The organism is Serinicoccus profundi (assembly GCF_008001015.1).
Taxonomy (GTDB): Bacteria; Actinomycetota; Actinomycetes; order Actinomycetales; family Dermatophilaceae; genus Ornithinicoccus; species Ornithinicoccus profundi.
On the sequence record NZ_CP042862.1, the window covers coordinates 1,079,526 to 1,099,116 of the forward strand.

Genomic DNA, 19,591 nt, shown 5'->3' on the forward strand with positions numbered 1-19,591 from the left:
CCAAGGAGAGCTAGTCATGACCGAGACGACCGGGTCGAAGACGCGCACGCGCCGCAACGGCAAGGGCCTGACGATCGAGCGCATCTTCACCACGCCTGGTGTCCACCCCTACGACCAGGTCACCTGGGAGAAGCGGGACGTCGTCCAGACCAACTGGAAGACCGGGGACACGATCTTCGAGCAGCGCGGCGTGGAGTTCCCGGACTTCTGGTCGGCCAACGCCTCCACCATCGTCACCACGAAGTACTTCCGCGGCGCCGTCGGCACCGAGGCCCGCGAGACCGGCCTCAAGCAGCTCGTCGACCGCGTGGTCCTCACCTACGTCAAGGCGGGCAAGGAGCACGGCTACTTCTCGACCGACGAGGACGCCGAGATCTTCGAGCACGAGCTGACGTATGCCCTCGTGCACCAGATCTTCTCGTTCAACTCCCCGGTGTGGTTCAACGTCGGCACGGCCAGCCCGCAGCAGGTCAGCGCCTGCTTCATCCTGTCCGTCGACGACTCGATGGACTCGATCCTCAACTGGTACAAGGAAGAGGGCTTCATCTTCAAGGGCGGCTCCGGCGCCGGCCTCAACCTCTCCCGCATCCGCTCCTCCAAGGAGCTACTCTCCTCCGGCGGCACCGCCTCCGGCCCGGTCTCCTTCATGCGTGGTGCCGACGCCTCCGCGGGCACCATCAAGTCTGGCGGCGCGACCCGTCGCGCGGCCAAGATGGTCGTCCTCGACGTCGACCACCCGGACATCGAGGAGTTCATCGACACCAAGGCGCGCGAGGAGGACAAGATCCGCGCCCTGCGTGACGCCGGCTTCGACATGGACCTCGGCGGTTCCGACATCGTGTCGGTGCAGTACCAGAACGCCAACAACTCGGTGCGCGTCTCCGACGAGTTCATGCGCGCGGTCGAGGACGGCACCGACTTCGGTCTGACCTCCCGCAAGGACGGCTCGGTCATCTCCACGGTCGACGCCCGCACCCTGTTCACCAAGATGGCACAGGCCGCCTGGGAGTGCGCCGACCCGGGCATCCAGTACGACGGCACCATCAACGACTGGCACACCAACCCGGAGACCGGGCGCATCACCGCGTCCAACCCCTGCTCCGAATACATGTCGCTGGACAACTCCAGCTGCAACCTCGCCTCGCTGAACCTCCTGAAGTTCCTGCGCGACGACGACACCTTCGACGTGGAGACCTATCAGAAGGTCGCCGAGCTGGTCATGACCGCGATGGACATCTCGATCTGCTTCGCGGACTTCCCGACCGACCCGATCGGTGAGACCACCCGCAACTACCGCCAGCTCGGCATCGGCTACGCCAACCTCGGCGCGCTGCTCATGGCGACCGGCCACGGCTACGACTCCGAGGGTGGCCGCGCGCTCGCCGCCTCGCTGACCTCGCTGCTCACCGGCGCGGCCTACAAGCGCTCCGCCGAGCTCGCCGGTGTCGTCGGCGCCTACAACGGGTATGCCCGCAACGCCGACGCCCACAAGCGCGTCATGCGCAAGCACCAGGCGGCCAACGACGAGATCCGCACGCTGCACTCGATGGACGCCGCGGTGCACAAGGCTGCGACCAAGGCCTGGGATGCCGTCGTCAAGACGGGGGAGAAGCACGGCTACCGCAACGCGCAGGCCTCCGTGCTCGCGCCGACCGGCACCATCGGCTTCATGATGGACTGCGACACCACCGGCATCGAGCCTGACTTCTCGCTCGTGAAGTTCAAGAAGCTCGTCGGTGGCGGCTCGATGCAGATCGTCAACCAGACCATCCCGCGCGCGCTCAACCGCCTGGGGTATGCCGACGAGACGATCGAGGCGATCGTCGAGTACATCGCCGAGAACGGTCACGTCATCGACGCCCCGGGCCTCAAGACCGAGCACTACGAGGTCTTCGACTGCGCCATGGGCGCTCGCGCGATCTCCCCGATGGGTCACGTCCGGATGATGGCGGCCACCCAGCCGTTCCTCTCCGGCGCGATCTCCAAGACGGTCAACCTGCCGGAGTCGGCGACGATCGAGGAGATCGAGGAGGTCTACCTCCAGGGCTGGAAGCTCGGCCTCAAGGCGCTCGCGGTCTACCGCGACAACTGCAAGGTGGGCCAGCCGCTGTCCGACGGCAAAAAGGACAAGACCAAGAAGCCCGATGAGGTCGAGGCTCCCGTCGAGAAGGTCGTCGAGTACCGCCCGGTCCGCAAGCGGCTCCCCAAGCGCCGGAGCAGCCAGACCACGAGCTTCGCGGTGGGTGGCGCCGAGGGCTACCTCACCGCCGGCACCTACGAGAGTGGCGACCTGGGCGAGCTGTTCCTCAAGTTCGGCAAGCAGGGCTCGACCCTGGCCGGTGTCATGGACGCCTTCTCGATCGCGGTATCGATCGGCCTGCAGTATGGCGTGCCGCTGGAGACCTTCGTCGAGAAGTTCACCAACCTGCGCTTCGAGCCGGCCGGTATGACGGACGACCCGGACGTGCGCATGGCGCAGTCGATCATGGACTACGTCTTCCGCCGCCTGGCGCTGGACTACCTGGACTTCGAGAGCCGGTCATTCATGGGGATCCACACCGCGGAGGAGCGCGCCCGCCAGCTCGAGACCGGCTCCTACGCCCCGGTGACGTCCTCCAACGACGACGAGGACTACGAGGACGAGCTCGAGAACCTCAGCCAGTCCGCGGCGACCACGCCGGCCAAGAAGGCAGAGAAGGCCGAGAAGGTGGCCGATCAGTCCGGCGCGGGTGCCGCTGACGCCCGCAAGGCTGAGGCTGGCGTCCACTCGTCGGCCGAGCTGCTCGAGCAGTTCCAGGGCAAGGTCGCCGACGCCCCGATCTGCATGACCTGCGGGACGAAGATGCGCCCGGCTGGGTCCTGCTACGTCTGCGAGGGCTGCGGCAGCACCAGCGGCTGCAGCTGACACGAGGCATTGATCACAAGGGCTGTCCGGAGTTTTCCGGGCAGCCCTTGTGCCGTCGCTAGAGGTCGGGGCTGAGGGGCCGCCCGCGACAAGCCGTTGTCTCCCGGCCGCGGGCGGTCTTGGTGAACGGAAGATACGGTCATTAGCGGCGGATTGACGCACGTCCTGCGGCCCGTAATTCCTCCAGACGATGGCGGGGCACCACGCCCTCGCACGTCATGAGCCACCCGAGCCCGAGCCCTCGGTTAGGGTGCACATGTGGGACACAGGGAACCGATGACGATCGCCGCCGCCCTACGACAGATCCAAGAGCACAAGCTGATCCTGCCTGCCATCCAGCGTGAGTACGTGTGGAAGCCGTCGCAGGTAGTGCGGGTCTTCGACTCGGTCATGCGCGGCTATCCGGTCGGGAGCTTTCTCTCGTGGAGGGTGGCGCCCGAGACGATCAGCAAGTTTAAGTTTTACGGCTTCATGAAGGACTACAGCGCCTTCAATAACCGCCACAACCCGGTCGTCGACATACCCACTGACCGGGAGGTCGTCGCAGTGCTCGACGGGCAGCAACGACTGACCTCGCTCAACATTGGGCTCCGCGGTACGTACGCGTATAAGAACCACGGTGGCTGGTCTAACAAGGCATGGTCCTACCCAGAGCGACGGCTTTACCTCAACCTCATCGGCGAGGCCCCCGAGAACGAGCTCGGGCTCAAGTATCACTTTCAATTCCTGACCAAACTCGACCTCGAAGCAACCGCTGAGGACGACACCAAAATGTGGTTCCCTGTTTGCGAGATCTTCGAGTCGGCCGAGCCTGCGGCCATGATGCAGATTCCGGCGAAGTACGGCGTTGGCAACAGCGAGACCGCCGTGGCCCTGATTGCGAAACTTTGGCAAGAGATCCACCACAACGCGAGCCTCCACTTCTACGAGGAGGACGTGCAGGACATCGAACGCGTCCTCGACATCTTCGTCCGAGTCAACTCCGGTGGCACGGTGCTCTCCTACAGTGACCTACTCCTGTCCATCGCAACCGCCCAGTGGGAAGGCGATGCCAGGGCGGCAGTGCACGGCCTGGTGGACTCGCTAAACCAGACCGGCATGGGGTTCAACTTCTCCCGCGACACCATCCTGAAATCGGGCCTCGTCCTCGCTGACGTGGGTGACATCGGCTTCAAGGTCAAAAACTTCACAACCGCGAACATGGCCAGACTGGAATTCGACTGGGACGCCATGAGCACCTCTCTACACGTTGCGGTCGGCCTCCTCAGCGATTTTGGACTCTCCGGCGGAGCACTGACTGCCGACAGCGTCCTCATTCCGGTCGCGTACTACGTCCATCATGGGAAGCTCGGACATTCCTACCGCGAGTCTCCCAACACGCGCGAAGATCGAGAAACTCTCCGATCCTGGGTGCTTAGATCGCTCATCGTGCGAGGCATCTGGGGCTCAGGCCTGGACACCTTGCTCCGCGATTTACGCGATGTTATCAAGAGCCAGGGCTCGTCGTCGTTCCCGCTTGCGGCCGTTGAGAGGGCCATGGCCCTGCGCGGCAAGTCCCTCGCGGTCACTGATGCTCTGATCGAAGATGTCCTTACCCTCGAATACGGCAAGGCCCGCACCTTCGCAGTTCTCGCCACGCTATTCCCGCACGTCGACACACGAAACCTCTTTCACATCGACCACGTGTTCCCGGCAGCGCGCTTCGACAAAAAAGCACTGGCCAAACAAAAAGCTGACGACGGCACCCCAAAGTTTTCGGCCGAACACATCGCCGAGCTGGTCTCCCTTCGGGACACCTTGCCGAACCTGCAACTGCTACCGGGACTTGAGAACATCGGGAAGTCCCACAAGGCGCCTGACGAATGGCTGGCGGCGGAATACCCGTCGCCGGACGATCGGAGCGCGTTCCTTGCCCGCAACGCGCTGCCATCGACGTTGCCACACTCCATTGACGACTTCATGGCCTTCTACGAGCAGCGTCGTGCCAACCTCGTTACCCGCATCCAAGACAAGCTCAGGACCCATGGACCGGAGCCAACGCCCTCGAGTGAAGGGCTGTCAGAGGTCGCTCTCGATGAGGCGCTCGCCCAGGGCGACGACGAGGACTGACCCACGGGTGGACGTCAGCGACAGTTCTACCGGCGCCCCGTGGCTTTCGCGGATGACCGACTCAGGTGTGAGGCTGCCGTGCATGCAGGTCGTCTCGAGCCAGGTGGTCGCAAGGGAAGCCTCCTCGGCGCGGAACGCGGCGATATGACGCACTGGCGGAACGGAGTTTGAGGTGTGCTTTGTCAGTATGAGTAGGCTAGGCGCAGCCTAGAAGTGTCGTCCGTTCGCGGCGAGTCCCTGCACACATTTCGAATCGCTCCACTGGAGTGGACGGCGGTGACATCAGTGCGGTCGTCGGTGCCCCGACCTTTCCTTCACGCGCCGCCGTCCCTTATGTGTCGGCTGCTCATGACAGGCTTGGCTCGTGAACCTGCTTGCACGCGTGACAGCGGCCCTTGATCGTGGGGTGGACCCCGACGTCTTCGAGCGATGCGCCGTGGCGCTGCTGACGAACGTGTACAACAACGTTGAACCGGTGGAAGGCGGCAGCGATGGGGGTCGTGACGCGGACATATACGGGCCGGTCGCCAACGACCCAGACTCGAGGGGCCGCATCCTTGTCACGACCGGGGACGTTCTCGACAACCTGAAGAGAAGCCGCGCGACCTGGGAGAAGATCCGTGGCGCGGGCGAGATCTTCCGTGTCGACCAACTAGTCCTGGTGACCCACGCGCCGCTGTCCGACGCGAAACGGCGGAACGTCTTAAGGTACGCCGAGACGCACGACCTGCCCGTCCCGCAGTTCTGGACCCGGGACTGGCTCGTCGAAGCGTTGCGTAAAGACCCCGAGTGGCGCATCGCGCTGACCGGAGTGGAGGGACGCCTGGACGCGGTGTCGCGGCGGACGCCGTTAGCCCCAATGCCGCGCAGTTAGTGGTGTGGCTGGTGTTGCAAGTGTGACTGCTGGTCGGCGTGTCGGGCGCAGAGCAACGGAGCTCCCCCGGTAGTGAAGGGATGTCCTGCAAGACGTCCCGCTACCGATGGAGCTCCGTTGTCGTCCCAGTCTGTCATCTCTGCGCGGGTGCTCGCGCCGGTGGACCCCTTCGCCGCAGGTCATCTGGGCGAGCTGACCCGGATCGTCTCCGTCGATCTGGTCGACGCGGCGATCGAGACCGCGGGGGCGGCCCAGAAACGGGTGCGGCGCCTGCCCACGAGGGTGGTCGTCTACCTCCTGCTGGCCGCGGTGCTGTTCGCCGACGTCGGCTACCAGCAGGTGCTGCGACGCTTGGTCTGCGGTGCGGGCCTGAGCGTGAAGCCGCCGGGAAGCTCGGCGCTGTCCCAGGCCTTTCGGCGCATCGGGGTCGCCCCGTTGCGCGAGCTGTTCGACCTGGTTCGTGGGCCGGCGGCCGGGTCCCCGCGCTGGCACGGCCTGTTGGTGTGCGCGATCGACGGGACCACGATGGCGGTCCCGGACAGCGCCGCCAACGCGGCGGGCTTCGGCCGGCAGACCGCCCGTCCGGGCTCCCCGGCCGGGTATCCGATGCTGAGGCTGGTCAGCATCATCGCGTGCGGCTCACGCACCGTCCTGGACGCTGTCTTCGGGTCCTACCTGGTCGGTGAGACCACCTACGCCCCCCCCTGGCCGGCTGCCTGCGACCCGGCATGATCCTGCTCGGTGACCGCAACTTCGCCGCCACGGCACTGCTGGAGCAGTTCGCCGCCACCGGCGCCGACCTGCTCATCCGGTGCAAGAACGACCGCCGCTTCCAGGTCCTGTCCCACCTGGGCGACGGCACCCGGATCGTGGCCCTCGGCCAGCTGCGGGTGCGTGTCATCGACGCCCGGATCACCGTGGACCTGGGTTCGGGCGGTGAGCAGCGCACCGGCCGGTACCGCCTGGTCACGACCCTGACCGACCCCCTCCTGCACCCGGCAATGGAGATCGTGGAGCTCTACCACCAACGGTGGGAGATCGAGACCAGCTACCGAGAGGCCAAGGCGAGGATCCTGGATGGGCGGGTCCTGCGCGCACGCACCCCCGCCGGCATCGCCCAGGAGGTCTACGCCGTCCTGATCGTCCACCAGGCACTACGAACCGCGATCGCCGACACCGCCCTGAGCACCGCCGGCGGCGTCGCGCCCGACCGGCTCAGCCTCACCATCGCCCTGACCGCCGCCCGCGACAGCATCCACAACGCGGCGAGCATCCTCACCCAGAGCGGCACCGACCTGACCGGGCGCATCGGGGCAGCGGTCCTGGACGGCCTCATGCCCGCCCGCCGATCACGCTCAAGCCCCAGAGTCACCAAACGCGCCATCTCAAAGCACCGCGCCAAAGGGACCGTCGACCGGAACAACTACCAGACCACGATCACGACACACCTGCTCACCGTCCTTGACACCAACCACGACGGCTAACTGCGCGGCATTGCCGTTAGCCCCGGACGAGCCGAAGTTGGTCGGGAGGACCAAGGAGATTCGTGAGCTCCAGGCCGCTGTACAGGCCCCCGGGGACACGATGCTGGTAGGTCTGCCTGGCGTGGGGAAGAGTCGATTGATATCAGAAATTCGCGGTGAGATCCATCTCATCGAGTGTCGCGCCAAAGAATACCTGACGGATGATCTCCACTCGCTCGACCCCGATCTCGTCGTGCTTGATGACTCACACCTCCATCTCGATGTTCTTGAGGATCTGGTTCGTGTGCGAAGCAGAGAGCAGCTGACGTTCAGGATCATCGCGGTCATGTGGCCAGGAGAAGAAGCACGGGTCGAGTCATTGCTTTCGACGCCCACAAAAGTCTGGTTAGAACGGCTGCCGCGCCCGGAAATAGACCAGTTCATTCAACAGTTGGGAGTTCACGGATTTCGCGCCCGCCAGATGATCTTGGACCAGTCCGATGGTCGCCCGGGGTGGGCTTCCGTTCTAAGCAAGCTCGTCGTAGACGGCAGCGGTGAGCGCCTGACCTCCGGGCAATACCTGCTGGACCAAGTGAATAGTCTCGCCTTGTCAATCGCGGGAACCGCGGCACTCAACGATGTCCTGGCGTGCATAGCTGCACTCGGCAAGGCATCGTTGGAGGATCTCGAGATCGTTGCAGGTCTGACGCATGTCAGCTACGGGGACCTCGTGAATTGGCTAGAGGCTACAGCGCAGGGCGGGGTGGTTGCCCGTACGGGGGACTCTTGGACCGTGTTCGCGGCGCTACAACCGTTGATGCCTGCGGCCTGGTTCTTCGGCGCGCGCAAGACCCGACGTTGGAGCAGTCTCACGAACCTCTTCGACGCCGACACGAGGCTCGATCAGACCCTATTGCAAGTTGCGGGTCTCGTCCCGGGCCGAGAAGCGTTGGACCTCGCAGATGAATGGTTCGCCCGAGTTCAGGAAGGGGAACCGGTCGATCCGGAGGTGCTTGATCTCGTTGAGTCGTACGGCCTACTGACACCAGACACAGCAGATCGAGCAGCAGCCCTGGCACGCGAACTACTCGCCACGCCCCGTGAGCCCGAGACGACTATCTTCGGTTCGACCTATGATCCGATCACCGAGGGAGCGATCAAGGTTCTAGGGTCGGCATTCCGCCACAGCTGCTCTCGCGAGGCGCTGCAGGGTCTGCTCGACCTCGCTGTCAACGACGACCGTCCCCGCAATAGCCACCCGGATCACCCAATTCGAGTCATCCAAGAACTAAGCCAGTACCTGGATCCTGATGTGGGCCCGATCTCCGAGCTGCGCGAACGAATACTCGAATCGTCTTTGGAGTGGTTGGATCAGAATGCCGGAAGAGCCAGGTGGCTTGTCGCTGCAGAAGTGGCTTCCTTTGTGTTTGATCCACACGTCGAGGGCAGTTGGCCAGACCCTGGACAGCGCCGGACCATAACCATTAGTCATGGTCTTGCGACGGCGCGCACCATGTCGACGCTCATCGACCTTTGGGAGGAGATGGACTCGCGGGTCAGAAGCAGCAGCGGAGTTGACCTATCGGGGGCCGCCGTCGCCTACCTTTGTGATGTCTTCGACGTCTGGTCTGCACTCGTGGCACGCGGAACGAGCAGCGAAGACAAGCCGTCCGACGACCACCGTGCAGCCGCGCTCGAGGGAGCCCGGCGAATGCTCGACACGCTTGGGTACTTGTCGGGGCGGTTCCCTGCGATCCCGATCCGGGTCAATCGCCAACTGGCGTTGGTCACGCTCTGGAACAAGGGTCCGACCGGACTTGCGGAGCTACCGGTCCAAGACGTCCGCCTCGCGCGATTCGTCGGTACGCGGGACCCAGGTGACGACGGGCACGAGTGGAGGGCGCAGCGTTCCCGCGAGGAGGACTCGCTGGCGATTGAACTTGTCGCCCTCGGGGCAGAAGCCGGCGTGACCGAGTTTCAGCGACTCGTGACCGACGCACAGATGCTCGGCGAGCCCCATGGTGGCGAGTCCGTGGCAACGCGGGTCGCAGAGCACGTCATGAATCCTCAAGACTGGCTCCGTGAAGCAGTGGGCCACGGCGCCCGGAGCATGATAGGACCAATGCTCGCAACGGCACGAGCAAGTAGCGTCGCGGTCGACGAACTGGTGCGCGAGACGCTCGAACAGAAGGAGTTGCGTGGCGTCGTACTCCGTGCAGTCCTCAGTGAAACCGCGGACCTTGATCCGCTCGCCGAGCAAGTCCTTGCCGTCCTGCACGCCGGAGATGTCGCATATATGGACGATCTCTGGACACTAGGCGCCGTCACCCCCATGCTCCGTGCGCTGCTCCTTCACCCTCTCAGGGAGGTGAGGGCAGTGGCGGCAGTCTCCTTCGGCGAGGGGCTCAAACACGGCCCAATCCTTCCGGAGGATCTACGAGCGCCATGGCGTTCAGCATTGCTGGGAGCAAACTCCCAAGAGCTGCCTCAGCACGCGACGTGGCGCCTCGAACAGATGCTCAAGCACGCCACCAAGGTGGATCCCGAACTCTGCGCAGACTGGCTCATCGCCAACGCCGACACGTCCAACTGGTCCTACCGCGTCCACCGCAAATTGGAGCTCCTCTCAGAGGTCGTAAGGGCGTTGCCTCGGGCGCAGAAGCGCCGTGTCTGTTCCTCACTGTCAGCAGACACGCTCGTTCAAAGTGGCCTCGCGAGCGACCTACTTGGGAGCGACGAAGTCCTCGCTTTCGAGCTCCTCAGCGAAGGAGTGATCAACGTCGACCTCCTGCTGCGGTCCTTGAGTGGGCACCGGGACCACACCATTGAGAACCTGGCACCCGTTCTCGTGGGCGCAGGAGTAGATCCTGAGGTCATCGCAGGCCGAACCTTGTGGGGTCGCGAAGGCATTGGATCGGTGGCCGAGTCGATCAGAGCAGATCTCGGATTCTTTGCTGACCTCGCAGAAAGGCGACCGGAGCTACGAGAGGTCGCTGAGGCCGCCTGCGCACGCCTGGAGAAGGAGCTCGACGAGACAGAGGCGCAAGAACGTATGGACCACCTCGACGGGTGGTGATGACCATGATGTATCGCCACACGGATCGACTCAATGTACCCCATGTGCAGACGCCATGGGCCGGTGGTACACCCTGATCCGTGCTTACGCGGCGGAAGGACGCACCCGGGTGGGATCGCGACGTTCGCCTCGTGGCAGAGGCTGAAGCCCCGCACAAGGCTGGTGCATCCCGTCGTATGGGGACATGATCGGGCCATGGAGAAGTTCGTGGACGACGACGACGGGTTCCTTCGATGGATCACGCAGCACCAGGGCTTGTTCGTCCTCAACACCCATCGATCGCCTAGAGCCGACAACCTCCGTCTACATCGCGCCGACTGTCGGCTCTTTGCAGGCATACCCCCGAACGGCAAGCACTGGACCGCGACCTACGTGAAGTTCTGCGGCTCCCGAGACGAGTTGGAACGATGGGCTCTGGGAACGGTCGGTGGGGACGTGTGGCCCTGCTCGGTGTGCCTCGTGAATTGAGGCCAACCTCCTGCCAGCGACCTGCGGCAATGTCGGACGCGCCGAAGGCTAGCGTGCTCCTGGCGGCATGGTCGGACCTGAGTTGTGACGCCTTAGCCTGGATCCACCGATCGGGTGAGCCGGTGTAGCGGCGTGGGAAAGCGAGAAATGCCCTTCTGACCTGGGAAGATACGACTTGTCTAGAGCACGTATCACCCAAACCGGAAGGGCATCTCGTAGATGCAACTCTCTCACACCCTCCCCGTGGTCTCCGCGACGTTCGATGACCCCAACTTGGTGTCGACCGCGGGTCTCGTGCCGCTGATGTCGCTGGCTCAGGACGCCGGCCTGCACGCCCTGGGCGATGAGCACCTGAGCCTGCCGACCGACAAGGGCGCCAACGCCGGCGCCAAGCTGGCCGCCCTGGTGGCGGGTATGGCCGCCGGCGCGGACAGCATCGAGGACATGGGGCTCTTGCGCCATGGCGCGATGGGCAAGCTGTTCGAACGGCCCTATGCCCCCTCCACGCTCGGTTCGTTCCTGCGCACGTTCACCTTCGGCCACGTCCGCCAGGGCGACGCGGTCGCCTCCCGCTTCACCCTCGCCCTGGCCGGGCGCACCGGGCTGCTGGGCCGGGCCGGCGACACCGGGACGGTGCTGCTCGACCTGGACGACACCATCGTGGAGGTCCACGGCTACGTCAAGCAGGGCGCCGGGTTCGGCTACAGCGGGGTCCGAGGGTTGAACGCGCTGCTGGCGACCGTGTCCACCGAGCAGACCGCCCCGGTCATCGCCGCCCAACGCCTGCGCAAGGGTTCCGTGGGTTCCTCCCGTGGCGCGGCCCGGTTGGCCACCGATGCCCTGGCGCTGGTCCGGCGCAGCCACCTGGCCGGGCGACCGGTGCTCCTGCGCGCCGATTCCGCGTTCTACTCCGCCGCCCTGGTGGGCGCCGCCGACAGGGCCGGTGCACAGGTCTCGATCACCGTGCGGCTGGACCCGGCGGTCAAGCGCGCCATCGCCGCGATCGCCGAGGACGCGTGGACCACGATCAGGTACACCGACGCGATCTACGACCAGGCCACCGGCAGGTGGGTCTCGCGGGCCGAGGTCGCCGAGATCGACTACACCGCGTTCACCTCGGCCAAGAAGTCCGAGCAGGTCACTGGCCGGCTGGTGGTGCGCCGCGTCCCGGACCTGAACCCCAGGGCCAAGGACGGGCAGGAGTCGATGTTCGACACCTGGCGCTTCCACGCGTTCTTCACCACCACGCCCGCCACCGAGCGGGACACCGTGGCCGCCGACCAGGTCCACCGGGGCCACGCGGTCATCGAGAACGTCCACGCCGACCTGAAAGCCTCGGCCCTGGCGCACCTGCCCTCGGGCAAGTTCGCTGCCAACGCCGCCTGGCTCATCGCCGCGGTCATGGCGTTCAACCTCACCCGCGCCGCGGCCACCCTGACCGGCAGCACCCAGCTGGCGCGGGCGACGACGCCCACGCTCCGCCGCAAGCTGGTCAACCTGCCAGCCCGGGTCGCCTCCTCCGCCCGCCGCCTGCATCTGCACCTACCCCGCGACTGGCCCTGGGAGCACGCCTGGACCGTCCTCTACGACGCGCTCCGCCCCGGCCGGGCCGCAGCACCCGCCTGACCCCAGCCCCCGTCCCTACCAGCAGGAACCCAGTGGAAAAGCCGGGCAGACCGGCAGTCCACGCGCGCCCTCACGACCCTCGCCCCGTCACAGACCTGACCCCGTCCTACAGCGGCCCATCCACCTGCCCATCGGTGGATCGAGGCTTAGTTACACCCCGGGGTTGAGGTAGTTCAGGAGTTCGCGGGCCTCGTCGGGGATCTGCGGGGTGGCGGTGATCTGGTGGCCACCGATGGCGATCGTGGCGGTGCGCAGCGGCCGGAGCGTGTTGAGGATCTTCTTGATCGAGGAGCCGGTGCGCTGCTGGGCCTCGCGGGAGATTGCCAGGGCGGCGAAGACGATGGTCAGGTGCGCCTCGATCGAGTCGCGCAGCTGGTGGAAGATCGGGCGGGCGCGCAGGTCGGACTTGACCATCCTGAAGGAGCGCTCGACCTGGTACAGGTCCTGGTAGGCGGCGACGACCGCGGGCCCGTCCATCTGCTCGAGGCCGATGTTGGTCACGTAGCCCTTCAGCCCGGTCATCGACCGGGCCCGCTCGACCAGGTCCCAGTCCACGCCCTTGCTCGCGCCGTCGATCCGCACGAACCGGTCGCGCTTGAGCGGTCGCTTGCCGGCGGCGACGTCTTCGGCCTTCTTGACCATCGCGTTGATCGCCCGGTCATCGTTCTTGCCGCGCTTGAAGCGGTACTGGTACACCACCCGTCGGGTGCGCCGGTCCTTGCCGGTGCCCATCTCCCGACTCGTCTCGACGGTCTGGCCGTCGGCGAAGGCGTTGCCCTTGGTCCTGAAGTGGTCGGCCAGGTCGTACGGGGTCTTGGCCGCGCGGGAGCCGACGATGAAGGAGAAGCTGGCGTCCTCGAGGGCCAGCAGGTTGGCCGCGGACAACATCCCGGCGTCGGCCACGACGATCATGTCCCTCACGGCGTGGGCGTCCTGGAACTCCTGCAGCACCGGGATGAGCGTTTTGGTCTCGGCCTTGTTGCCCTCGAACAGGTGCACGGCCAGCGGGAACCCTCCGGGGTCGCACAGCAGCCCGACGGTCACTTGCGGGTCGACCCGTCGTTCCTTGCTCATCCCGACCTTGCGCAGCCCGTCCTCCTTCGGCGTCTCGAAGTGCAGCGTCGTCAGGTCGTACAGCACCGCAGACAGGCGCCCGGTCGGGGCAGCGTGGGCGTAGCACGCGGCAGCGATCTGCTCCCGGTAACCGCGCTGCACGACCCGGGACAGGCACCGCATGAACGTCTCCCTCGTACGGGTGGGGACACCGAGCTCTTCCAGCACCCGCACCGTGTCGGCCTTGGACGTCGGCTCGATAATCCGGGCGAGCACCAACTGCTTGAACGCCTCATCGCCCAGGGCGTCGAAGCCCAGGTCGGTGTACACCCGCTCGAGGGCCTCCCACAGCACCAGCGACGCCGTACCGGCGACCGTGGCGCCCACCCCCGCGGCCGCAGCCGGAGCGCTGGTCCCAGCCGAGTCCAGGGGCAGCTGCTGCTGGCCGGCGTGCAACCGCTCGTGTGCGATCGCTTCCAGCAGCGCGAGCTCCGCATCTGTCCGTGCCGAGCCGATGTGATCGATCGCCAGGACCCGTCGACCCCGCTTGTGCATGATCTGCACCGCTGTCGCGCCCGAGGCGGTCTCCACCTTGCGCACGAACGAGCCCACCGAGCAAGGCTACCCACCCCGCGGCCGCCGATTAGTCACACCCTGCGACGCGAACTCGCAGGTCAGCGCAGGTCACACCCGCCGAATCGAAGCGAACGTCACAACTCAGGTCGGACGCTACGCGTTCACAGCGACAGTAGCGTGCGGCCAGCGCCATGCCGCGGCGCACTGAGGCGGTCGTCGCTGGCGTCAGAGTCCGGGCGTCGATGTCCACCACCCGGAGGAGAGTGCTTGCTGCCATTCACCCTCAGTAGGCACAAGGAGACCTGGATAGGTACCGTCCTCAAGGTGGTCGAAGCCCACCGCGAAGCTGATCGGCTCCTCCTCGAGTCCGACGAACTGAACGATGCAGTGATTGACACCGGGCCCGTAGGACTTCTGGACGACGCCGGGGTGGTGAGGTATCAGGATGTGTCCACGCCGTAGCAGTTCCGCATCAGCAATCCCGAGGAAGTCAGCGGGGCCGGCGTAGAGGACACTCTGCCCCACAGCCACCTCTTCTGCCCGCAGGGACCGCATGTCCTCAGTGTGTCAGCGACAGCGCGAGCGAACGGCAGCGGAGTGTTCCGTGGAACACTTCGAGCCAGTCCAAGCGACCGGCCCGCGGCATAGTCGGATGGATGCACACAAAGCGGGGACTCCAACCTTCCCGGCCGGGGTCATCCTCGCGGCGACATGCAGACGGCACGGGAAGACCCCCCCTGCGACCGAGCAACGAGGGCCCCTATGGCCCCCTGCCCTTGTGCCTCGGTACCCTCAGGTATGAATCCAGGTACGGCTGACTGGCGAGAGGCCTTCCGCTCCCAGGAGGCGCTGGCTGAGGATGCTTCGAAGACCGAAAAGGCGGCCCGCGGGCGTAGGCTCGAAGAGATCTTTCACGACATGCTCGACGAGGCGGGTCTCCAGCCACGACTCTCCTATAAACCTAGCGGTGAAGAGCTTGGCGGATCATTCGTCATGCATGGCAGGACGATGCTGCTAGAACTAAAATGGCAAAAGGCCCCCCAGCCCGCATCCACGCTGTACCAATTCACGGGTAAAGTTGGCGGCAAACTTACGGGAACCGTCGGTCTTTTCGTGAGCATGAGCGGGTACTCTGCAGATGCCGTGAACGCCCTTGTCGTCGGCAAAGAAATCAACATAGTGCTGATGGACGGTGAAGACGTCCGAGCCATTGTGGATGGTCGAATTGGCATCGAGTTAGCCATAGAGACGAAACTCCGTGCGGCAGCCGAGTCTGGCACTCCTTTCGTACCACTCACCGAGTTCACCCAAACACAACGTAAGCTCGAAAAAACTAGGGTAGTTCTAGTTGAGGGCCGGCTCGACGAGCGAATCGTGCGGCTTCTCATCGATCGATTTGGGACTGAACCCGACCGCGTTGCCGTCATACCCGCAGGGGGGAGAGCGAACTTCGGCAAGCTTGCCCAATCCCTGTACCCCGCACTTACTCAACCGTGTAGTTTCGTGGTAGTCACTGACGGCGACGGCATGCCGGCTCAGGTGCGAAAAGACCTAAGCGATGAGTTTGCACGCAGCCTGCCCGGGGCGACGGTCCGAATTGTAGTGTTAGACCCGACCATTGAAGTCGTTATGGGTCTATTTGAACCCGACGAATTCGCCCGAGGTCGCCGAAAGGTAATGCTGCTCAATGACGATCTGTTGTTTCGTCAACTTGAGCCGGGTTTTCTCGCGCCATCGCCACCTCACAAAATGCAACTAGACGAGTTTGCAAGTTCGCTCAACCTCCGGATTCCGAGTGTGGATGGCGATGGTGACACATAAGCTCCGTCGCTGATGTATTCCAGAATGGGCCAGCAGTGCTTGGCAGGTCGTCCTCGGGGCGACCTAGCGGATTTCCTATTGGGCCTTGGCCGATGTAAGTGCGCTCATTGACCCCAAGATTTCTAGCAGGCCAGAACGGCTCCGGAGCCCCATCGTCGCCGAGGGGTGACCGAAGGAGGGCTAGACCACCGGGACGTGACGGCGTCCGTCTGTAGGCTTCACGGTGTGCGTGCAGATGACTTCTTCAAGGACATCGTCTCTGGGGACCCCTGGTCTACGGAGCAGCGGATCTTCGACGAAGACCTCATCCGGCAGACGCACGCGGGGACGATGACGAATCGGTCTGATGTCGAAGTCGCTGTCGCCTTGGCTCGGCTCGTGCACGACGAGTTTCAGGAGCGGGCGACCAGCGACTCACCTCGGCTTAGCGTCCCCGACTCCCGCGCAGCTCTAGCGGCACTGCGGTCCGTGTTGGGGAGGCTCGGCGTCCCGTTCTTACCTCCATTCAGTGACTTTGCCACGTTCTACAAGTACTGGCGCAGAGAAGGCATGACCGGGGCAGGGTCTTGGGGTCAGCGGCGTGCTTACCTGGCCGAACTCTTCAATCCTATTCACGATGTCTTAGCTGACATCGAGGCCGGCTCTGCAAGCACCACACTCGCGCAGCCGGTAACGACACACTTGCGGACTGGCTGGACGCGCGTGGACGAAGAGGTTGCCGAACTTCGGCGACATTTTCATGCAGCCCAGTCGCCTCAAGATTACCGCAACGTGGGAAATGATTGCGTGGCTGTCATGGAACGCCTGAGTGAAGCCGCGTACTCGAAGGATCGCCACTTGCGTGACGGCGAGGTCGAGCCACCAATAGCGCAAACTAAGGCGCGGCTGGAGCGCGTGGTGGAAGTCGACTTGACTGGCCCTTCCAATGTAGAGTTGCGCAAGTCAATCCGCGCGACCATCGAAATGGCTCAGGCCGTGAATCACCGGACTCCTGACCGAAGGAATGCAGGAATTGCGGCTGACGCGGTCATCCTGCTTGCGAATATGCTGCGAAGATCATCGCATGCTTAACGCCGCCGGGGTCTAGAGCGAGCGGCTTATGTTGGGCAACGTCCGCAGGATTTAGATGCCAGTGCGGCCCCAGATCCTCCGTTCAGTGCTTCGATGGTCGTGAGTCCAACTCGCTAACGACTCGTTCTCTGATCGCTTGACGAGCGACCGCCTCTGACCGGATCACATCTCGCAGGCCCTCGAGACTCGTCCAATCAAGCGGCTCTTGGGGGTCTCCACTCTGTTCCCACTCGAACTGTAAGCGCCCGTGCTCTCTGTCAAAACTGGCCACAACCTCGCTCCACTGTCCGATGAGCTGTCGCACTGCGGGGGAGGCGAAGGCTGCGACAAGAGCGCTCAAGGATGCGCGATCGTATGGCGGGGGCCGGTCTATCCGCCGAGGGCTGGGTTGTCCGTAATCTGGCTCAGTGCGGTGCTCCAGTTGCTCCATCGTTGAAGCCAGGGCCATCGCCTCACGCTCGATCAAGCGCAAGAGTTCTACATAGGCGTCAGCGCGCTTGTCTTCGACTCTGTTGTCGTGAGTCACTCTTTCGTTGCTAGCGAGTGTCTCTCGAGTCATCAGCTCGTTCCGTCGGGTGGTCCACACGGCCACCAGAATTCCACCCAAGCCACTAAGCGCCGCTACGATGACGGCAGCCAAGGCTACTTGAAACTCCATTCACCAAGTCTTTCATGGACTGCGCGTCGCGGCCTTGATTGCCACCCAGGTGCTCCCTGCCTGCCCGGCCAGGCCACTCTTCGCCCAGGCGACGAACTGACAGCCCTCAGACAGCTCACCGCTCGTCGGCACGACCTCCTCACCCTAGATGTCGTGATGTTCACGCATGATTGGGGCAGATCTGGGGGGGTCACGCCCGTCGGGGGACGGCTCCGCTCCAACGTCAGACTCTCGGCGGAGTCGTGATGTATCAAGCGTCGATCGAGCTGGAGCGGCCCAAGTCCGCGGGTAGCCCATAGTGGGCTACTAGAGACTGGACGGAGGGTCGGTGTCTGGCCAGACTCGATCCAGGTGCTCGACGGGACGCTCTCTTTTGGGCTGCCCACCCCCCGTTCCGGTGGGGGTGTGGCTCACTTTCGGTCTGCAGCCCGTCGGGCACCGCTGACGAGGCGTGGCTCAAGAAGGGACTGCCCTGCTCGTAGTAGCACTGCCCACCTCGCCGACCACAGTTGGTACGAGCGTCAGGTAGGGAAGAACATGGGACAGGTCATCATCGGGGTCGATCCCCACAAACTGTCGGCCACCATCGAGGTCGTCGACCAGGACGAGAAGCTGCTCGGCGCAGGGCGGTTCAGCACCGACCGCGCCGGCTGCGCGGCGATGCGCACGTACACGAGGTCGTGGCCCGAGCGCCTCTGGGCGGTGGAGGGCGCCAACGGTGCTGGCCGTCCCCTGGCGCAGCGGTTGCTTGAGGCCGGTGAGCACGTCGTGGACGTGCCGGCCAAGCTCGCTGCCCGGGTCCGCCTCTTCGACACCGGGCACAACCGCAAGACCGATGCCCTGGACGCGCACTCGATCGCGATCGTCGCGGTCCGCACGCAAGGGCTGCGGGTCCTGAAGGTCGACGGTGAGCTCGAGGCGTTGCGGATGCTGGCCGACCGGCGCGAGGCGCTGACCCGGCGACGGGTCGCCGTGGTGAACCGGCTGCAGGCGCTGCTGGCCGAGCTGCTTCCCGGACAGGCCAAGAAGGACATCACCACAGGCCAGGCCAAGCAGCTGCTGGCCAGCGTGCGTCCACGTGACGTCGCTGGCAGGACCCGTCGGCGGATCGCGGCCGAGGAGCTGGCCGAGCTGGTCGTCGTGGACGCCAAGATCCGCAAGGCCACCGCCGAGCTCAAGACCCTGGTCCTGGCCAGGGACTCCCACCTGATGGAGCTGCGCGGTGTCGGGCCCGTGGTCGCCGCGCGCATCCTGGCCGACGTCGGCGACATCGCCCGGTTCGCCGACCGGAACCGGTTTGCGTCCTGGACCGGCACCGCACCCCTGGACGCCTCCTCCGGGCAGCAGGACCGGCACCGGCTCTCCCGGGCCGGGAACCGGCGGATGAACCACATGATCCACATCGCCGCGGTCACCCAGCTGCGCCTGGACACCGACGGCCGGGCCTACTACCGGCGCAAGAGATCCGAGGGCAAGAAGCCGATGGAAGCACTGCGCTGCCTCAAGCGCCGGATCTCTGATGCCATCTATCGCCAGCTGGTCACCGACGCCCAACGCGTGCTCGACGAACACCTCGAGGCGGGTCCGGGAGGGCACTGCGGGGCGTCTCTGCTATCCAGCGCGACCGGCTCGCACCCGCACACCGGCACTTCGGATCAGCCACTTCCCGGACCCGCACCCACGACGCTACCGCTGACCAGGCTCACCGAAAAGCCCCACCCAGGACCGGCTCCCCAGCACCCGCGCCGACGTGCCGGAACCGTCAAGGTGCAGCGCCCCACCGGACGAACGACCTTGACGGCGACAAGCGTCGACGCAGACTCGAGAGAGCCGATCCCGACCCCTTGACAACAGAAGGGAGGCGGAGTGACGCGGCTACCTTCGCGACCGA

Annotated in this window: 13 protein-coding genes; 11 read left to right on the forward strand and 2 right to left on the reverse strand. The window is 64.9% G+C overall.

All coding sequences use genetic code 11. The features are described from left to right. Positions 1-16: 16 nt before the first annotated feature. From FA582_RS05025 to FA582_RS05055, 8 genes are all read left to right on the forward strand, one after another. On the forward strand, positions 17-2,905 hold the full coding sequence (locus tag FA582_RS05025; RefSeq protein WP_147899749.1) for a vitamin B12-dependent ribonucleotide reductase: 2,889 nt from the start codon (positions 17-19) through the stop codon (positions 2,903-2,905). A gap of 276 nt (positions 2,906-3,181) precedes the next feature. Continuing rightward, the gene (locus tag FA582_RS05030; RefSeq protein WP_033228457.1) at positions 3,182-5,014 is read left to right on the forward strand and encodes a DUF262 domain-containing protein; all 1,833 of its coding nucleotides are present in this window, start codon (positions 3,182-3,184) and stop codon (positions 5,012-5,014) included. 364 nt (positions 5,015-5,378) lie between these two features. Then, positions 5,379-5,888: a hypothetical protein gene (locus tag FA582_RS05035; RefSeq protein WP_010146174.1), complete on the forward strand. Its 510-nt coding sequence runs from the start codon at positions 5,379-5,381 to the stop codon at positions 5,886-5,888. Between the two features lie 117 nt (positions 5,889-6,005). Then, entirely contained in the window at positions 6,006-6,620 is a 615-nt protein-coding gene (locus FA582_RS16705; RefSeq protein WP_202980111.1) for a transposase domain-containing protein, read from the forward strand. After that, on the forward strand, positions 6,617-7,372 hold the full coding sequence (locus FA582_RS16710) for a transposase (protein ID WP_202980112.1): 756 nt from the start codon (positions 6,617-6,619) through the stop codon (positions 7,370-7,372). Before FA582_RS16705 ends, FA582_RS16710 begins: the two co-directional genes overlap by 4 nt. A 37-nt stretch (positions 7,373-7,409) precedes the next feature. Beyond that, positions 7,410-10,427 carry a P-loop NTPase family protein gene (locus FA582_RS05045; RefSeq protein ID WP_141567678.1) on the forward strand — a complete coding sequence of 1,006 codons (3,018 nt, stop codon included), beginning with the start codon at positions 7,410-7,412 and terminating at the stop codon, positions 10,425-10,427. 195 nt (positions 10,428-10,622) lie between these two features. Further along, positions 10,623-10,895, forward strand: coding sequence for a hypothetical protein (locus FA582_RS05050; RefSeq protein ID WP_010148387.1), 273 nt, complete (start codon positions 10,623-10,625; stop codon positions 10,893-10,895). Between the two features lie 219 nt (positions 10,896-11,114). After that, positions 11,115-12,521: an IS1380 family transposase gene (locus tag FA582_RS05055; RefSeq protein WP_029541401.1), complete on the forward strand. Its 1,407-nt coding sequence runs from the start codon at positions 11,115-11,117 to the stop codon at positions 12,519-12,521. Between the two features lie 150 nt (positions 12,522-12,671). Here FA582_RS05055 and FA582_RS05060 read toward each other — a convergent pair whose 3' ends face one another. Together FA582_RS05060 and FA582_RS05065 are read right to left on the reverse strand one after the other, a co-directional pair. Further along, complete coding sequence (locus tag FA582_RS05060) at positions 12,672-14,186, reverse strand: IS1634 family transposase (protein WP_010148389.1); 1,515 nt, start codon at positions 14,184-14,186, stop codon at positions 12,672-12,674. Between the two features lie 189 nt (positions 14,187-14,375). After that, positions 14,376-14,705, reverse strand: a complete 330-nt coding sequence (locus FA582_RS05065; RefSeq protein WP_141567679.1) for a hypothetical protein — start codon at positions 14,703-14,705, stop codon at positions 14,376-14,378. A gap of 243 nt (positions 14,706-14,948) precedes the next feature. Here FA582_RS05065 and FA582_RS05070 point away from each other — a divergent pair, with 243 nt between their 5' ends. The 3 genes from FA582_RS05070 to FA582_RS05080 all read left to right on the forward strand — a co-directional run bounded on the left by FA582_RS05070 (position 14,949) and on the right by FA582_RS05080 (position 19,548). Beyond that, complete coding sequence (locus FA582_RS05070; RefSeq protein ID WP_010148391.1) at positions 14,949-15,971, forward strand: TOPRIM nucleotidyl transferase/hydrolase domain-containing protein; 1,023 nt, start codon at positions 14,949-14,951, stop codon at positions 15,969-15,971. A gap of 225 nt (positions 15,972-16,196) precedes the next feature. Continuing rightward, positions 16,197-17,042, forward strand: coding sequence for a hypothetical protein (locus tag FA582_RS05075; RefSeq protein WP_147899750.1), 846 nt, complete (start codon positions 16,197-16,199; stop codon positions 17,040-17,042). A gap of 1,195 nt (positions 17,043-18,237) precedes the next feature. Then, the gene (locus tag FA582_RS05080) at positions 18,238-19,548 is read left to right on the forward strand and encodes an IS110 family RNA-guided transposase (RefSeq protein ID WP_010148392.1); all 1,311 of its coding nucleotides are present in this window, start codon (positions 18,238-18,240) and stop codon (positions 19,546-19,548) included. Positions 19,549-19,591: the final 43 nt, after the last annotated feature.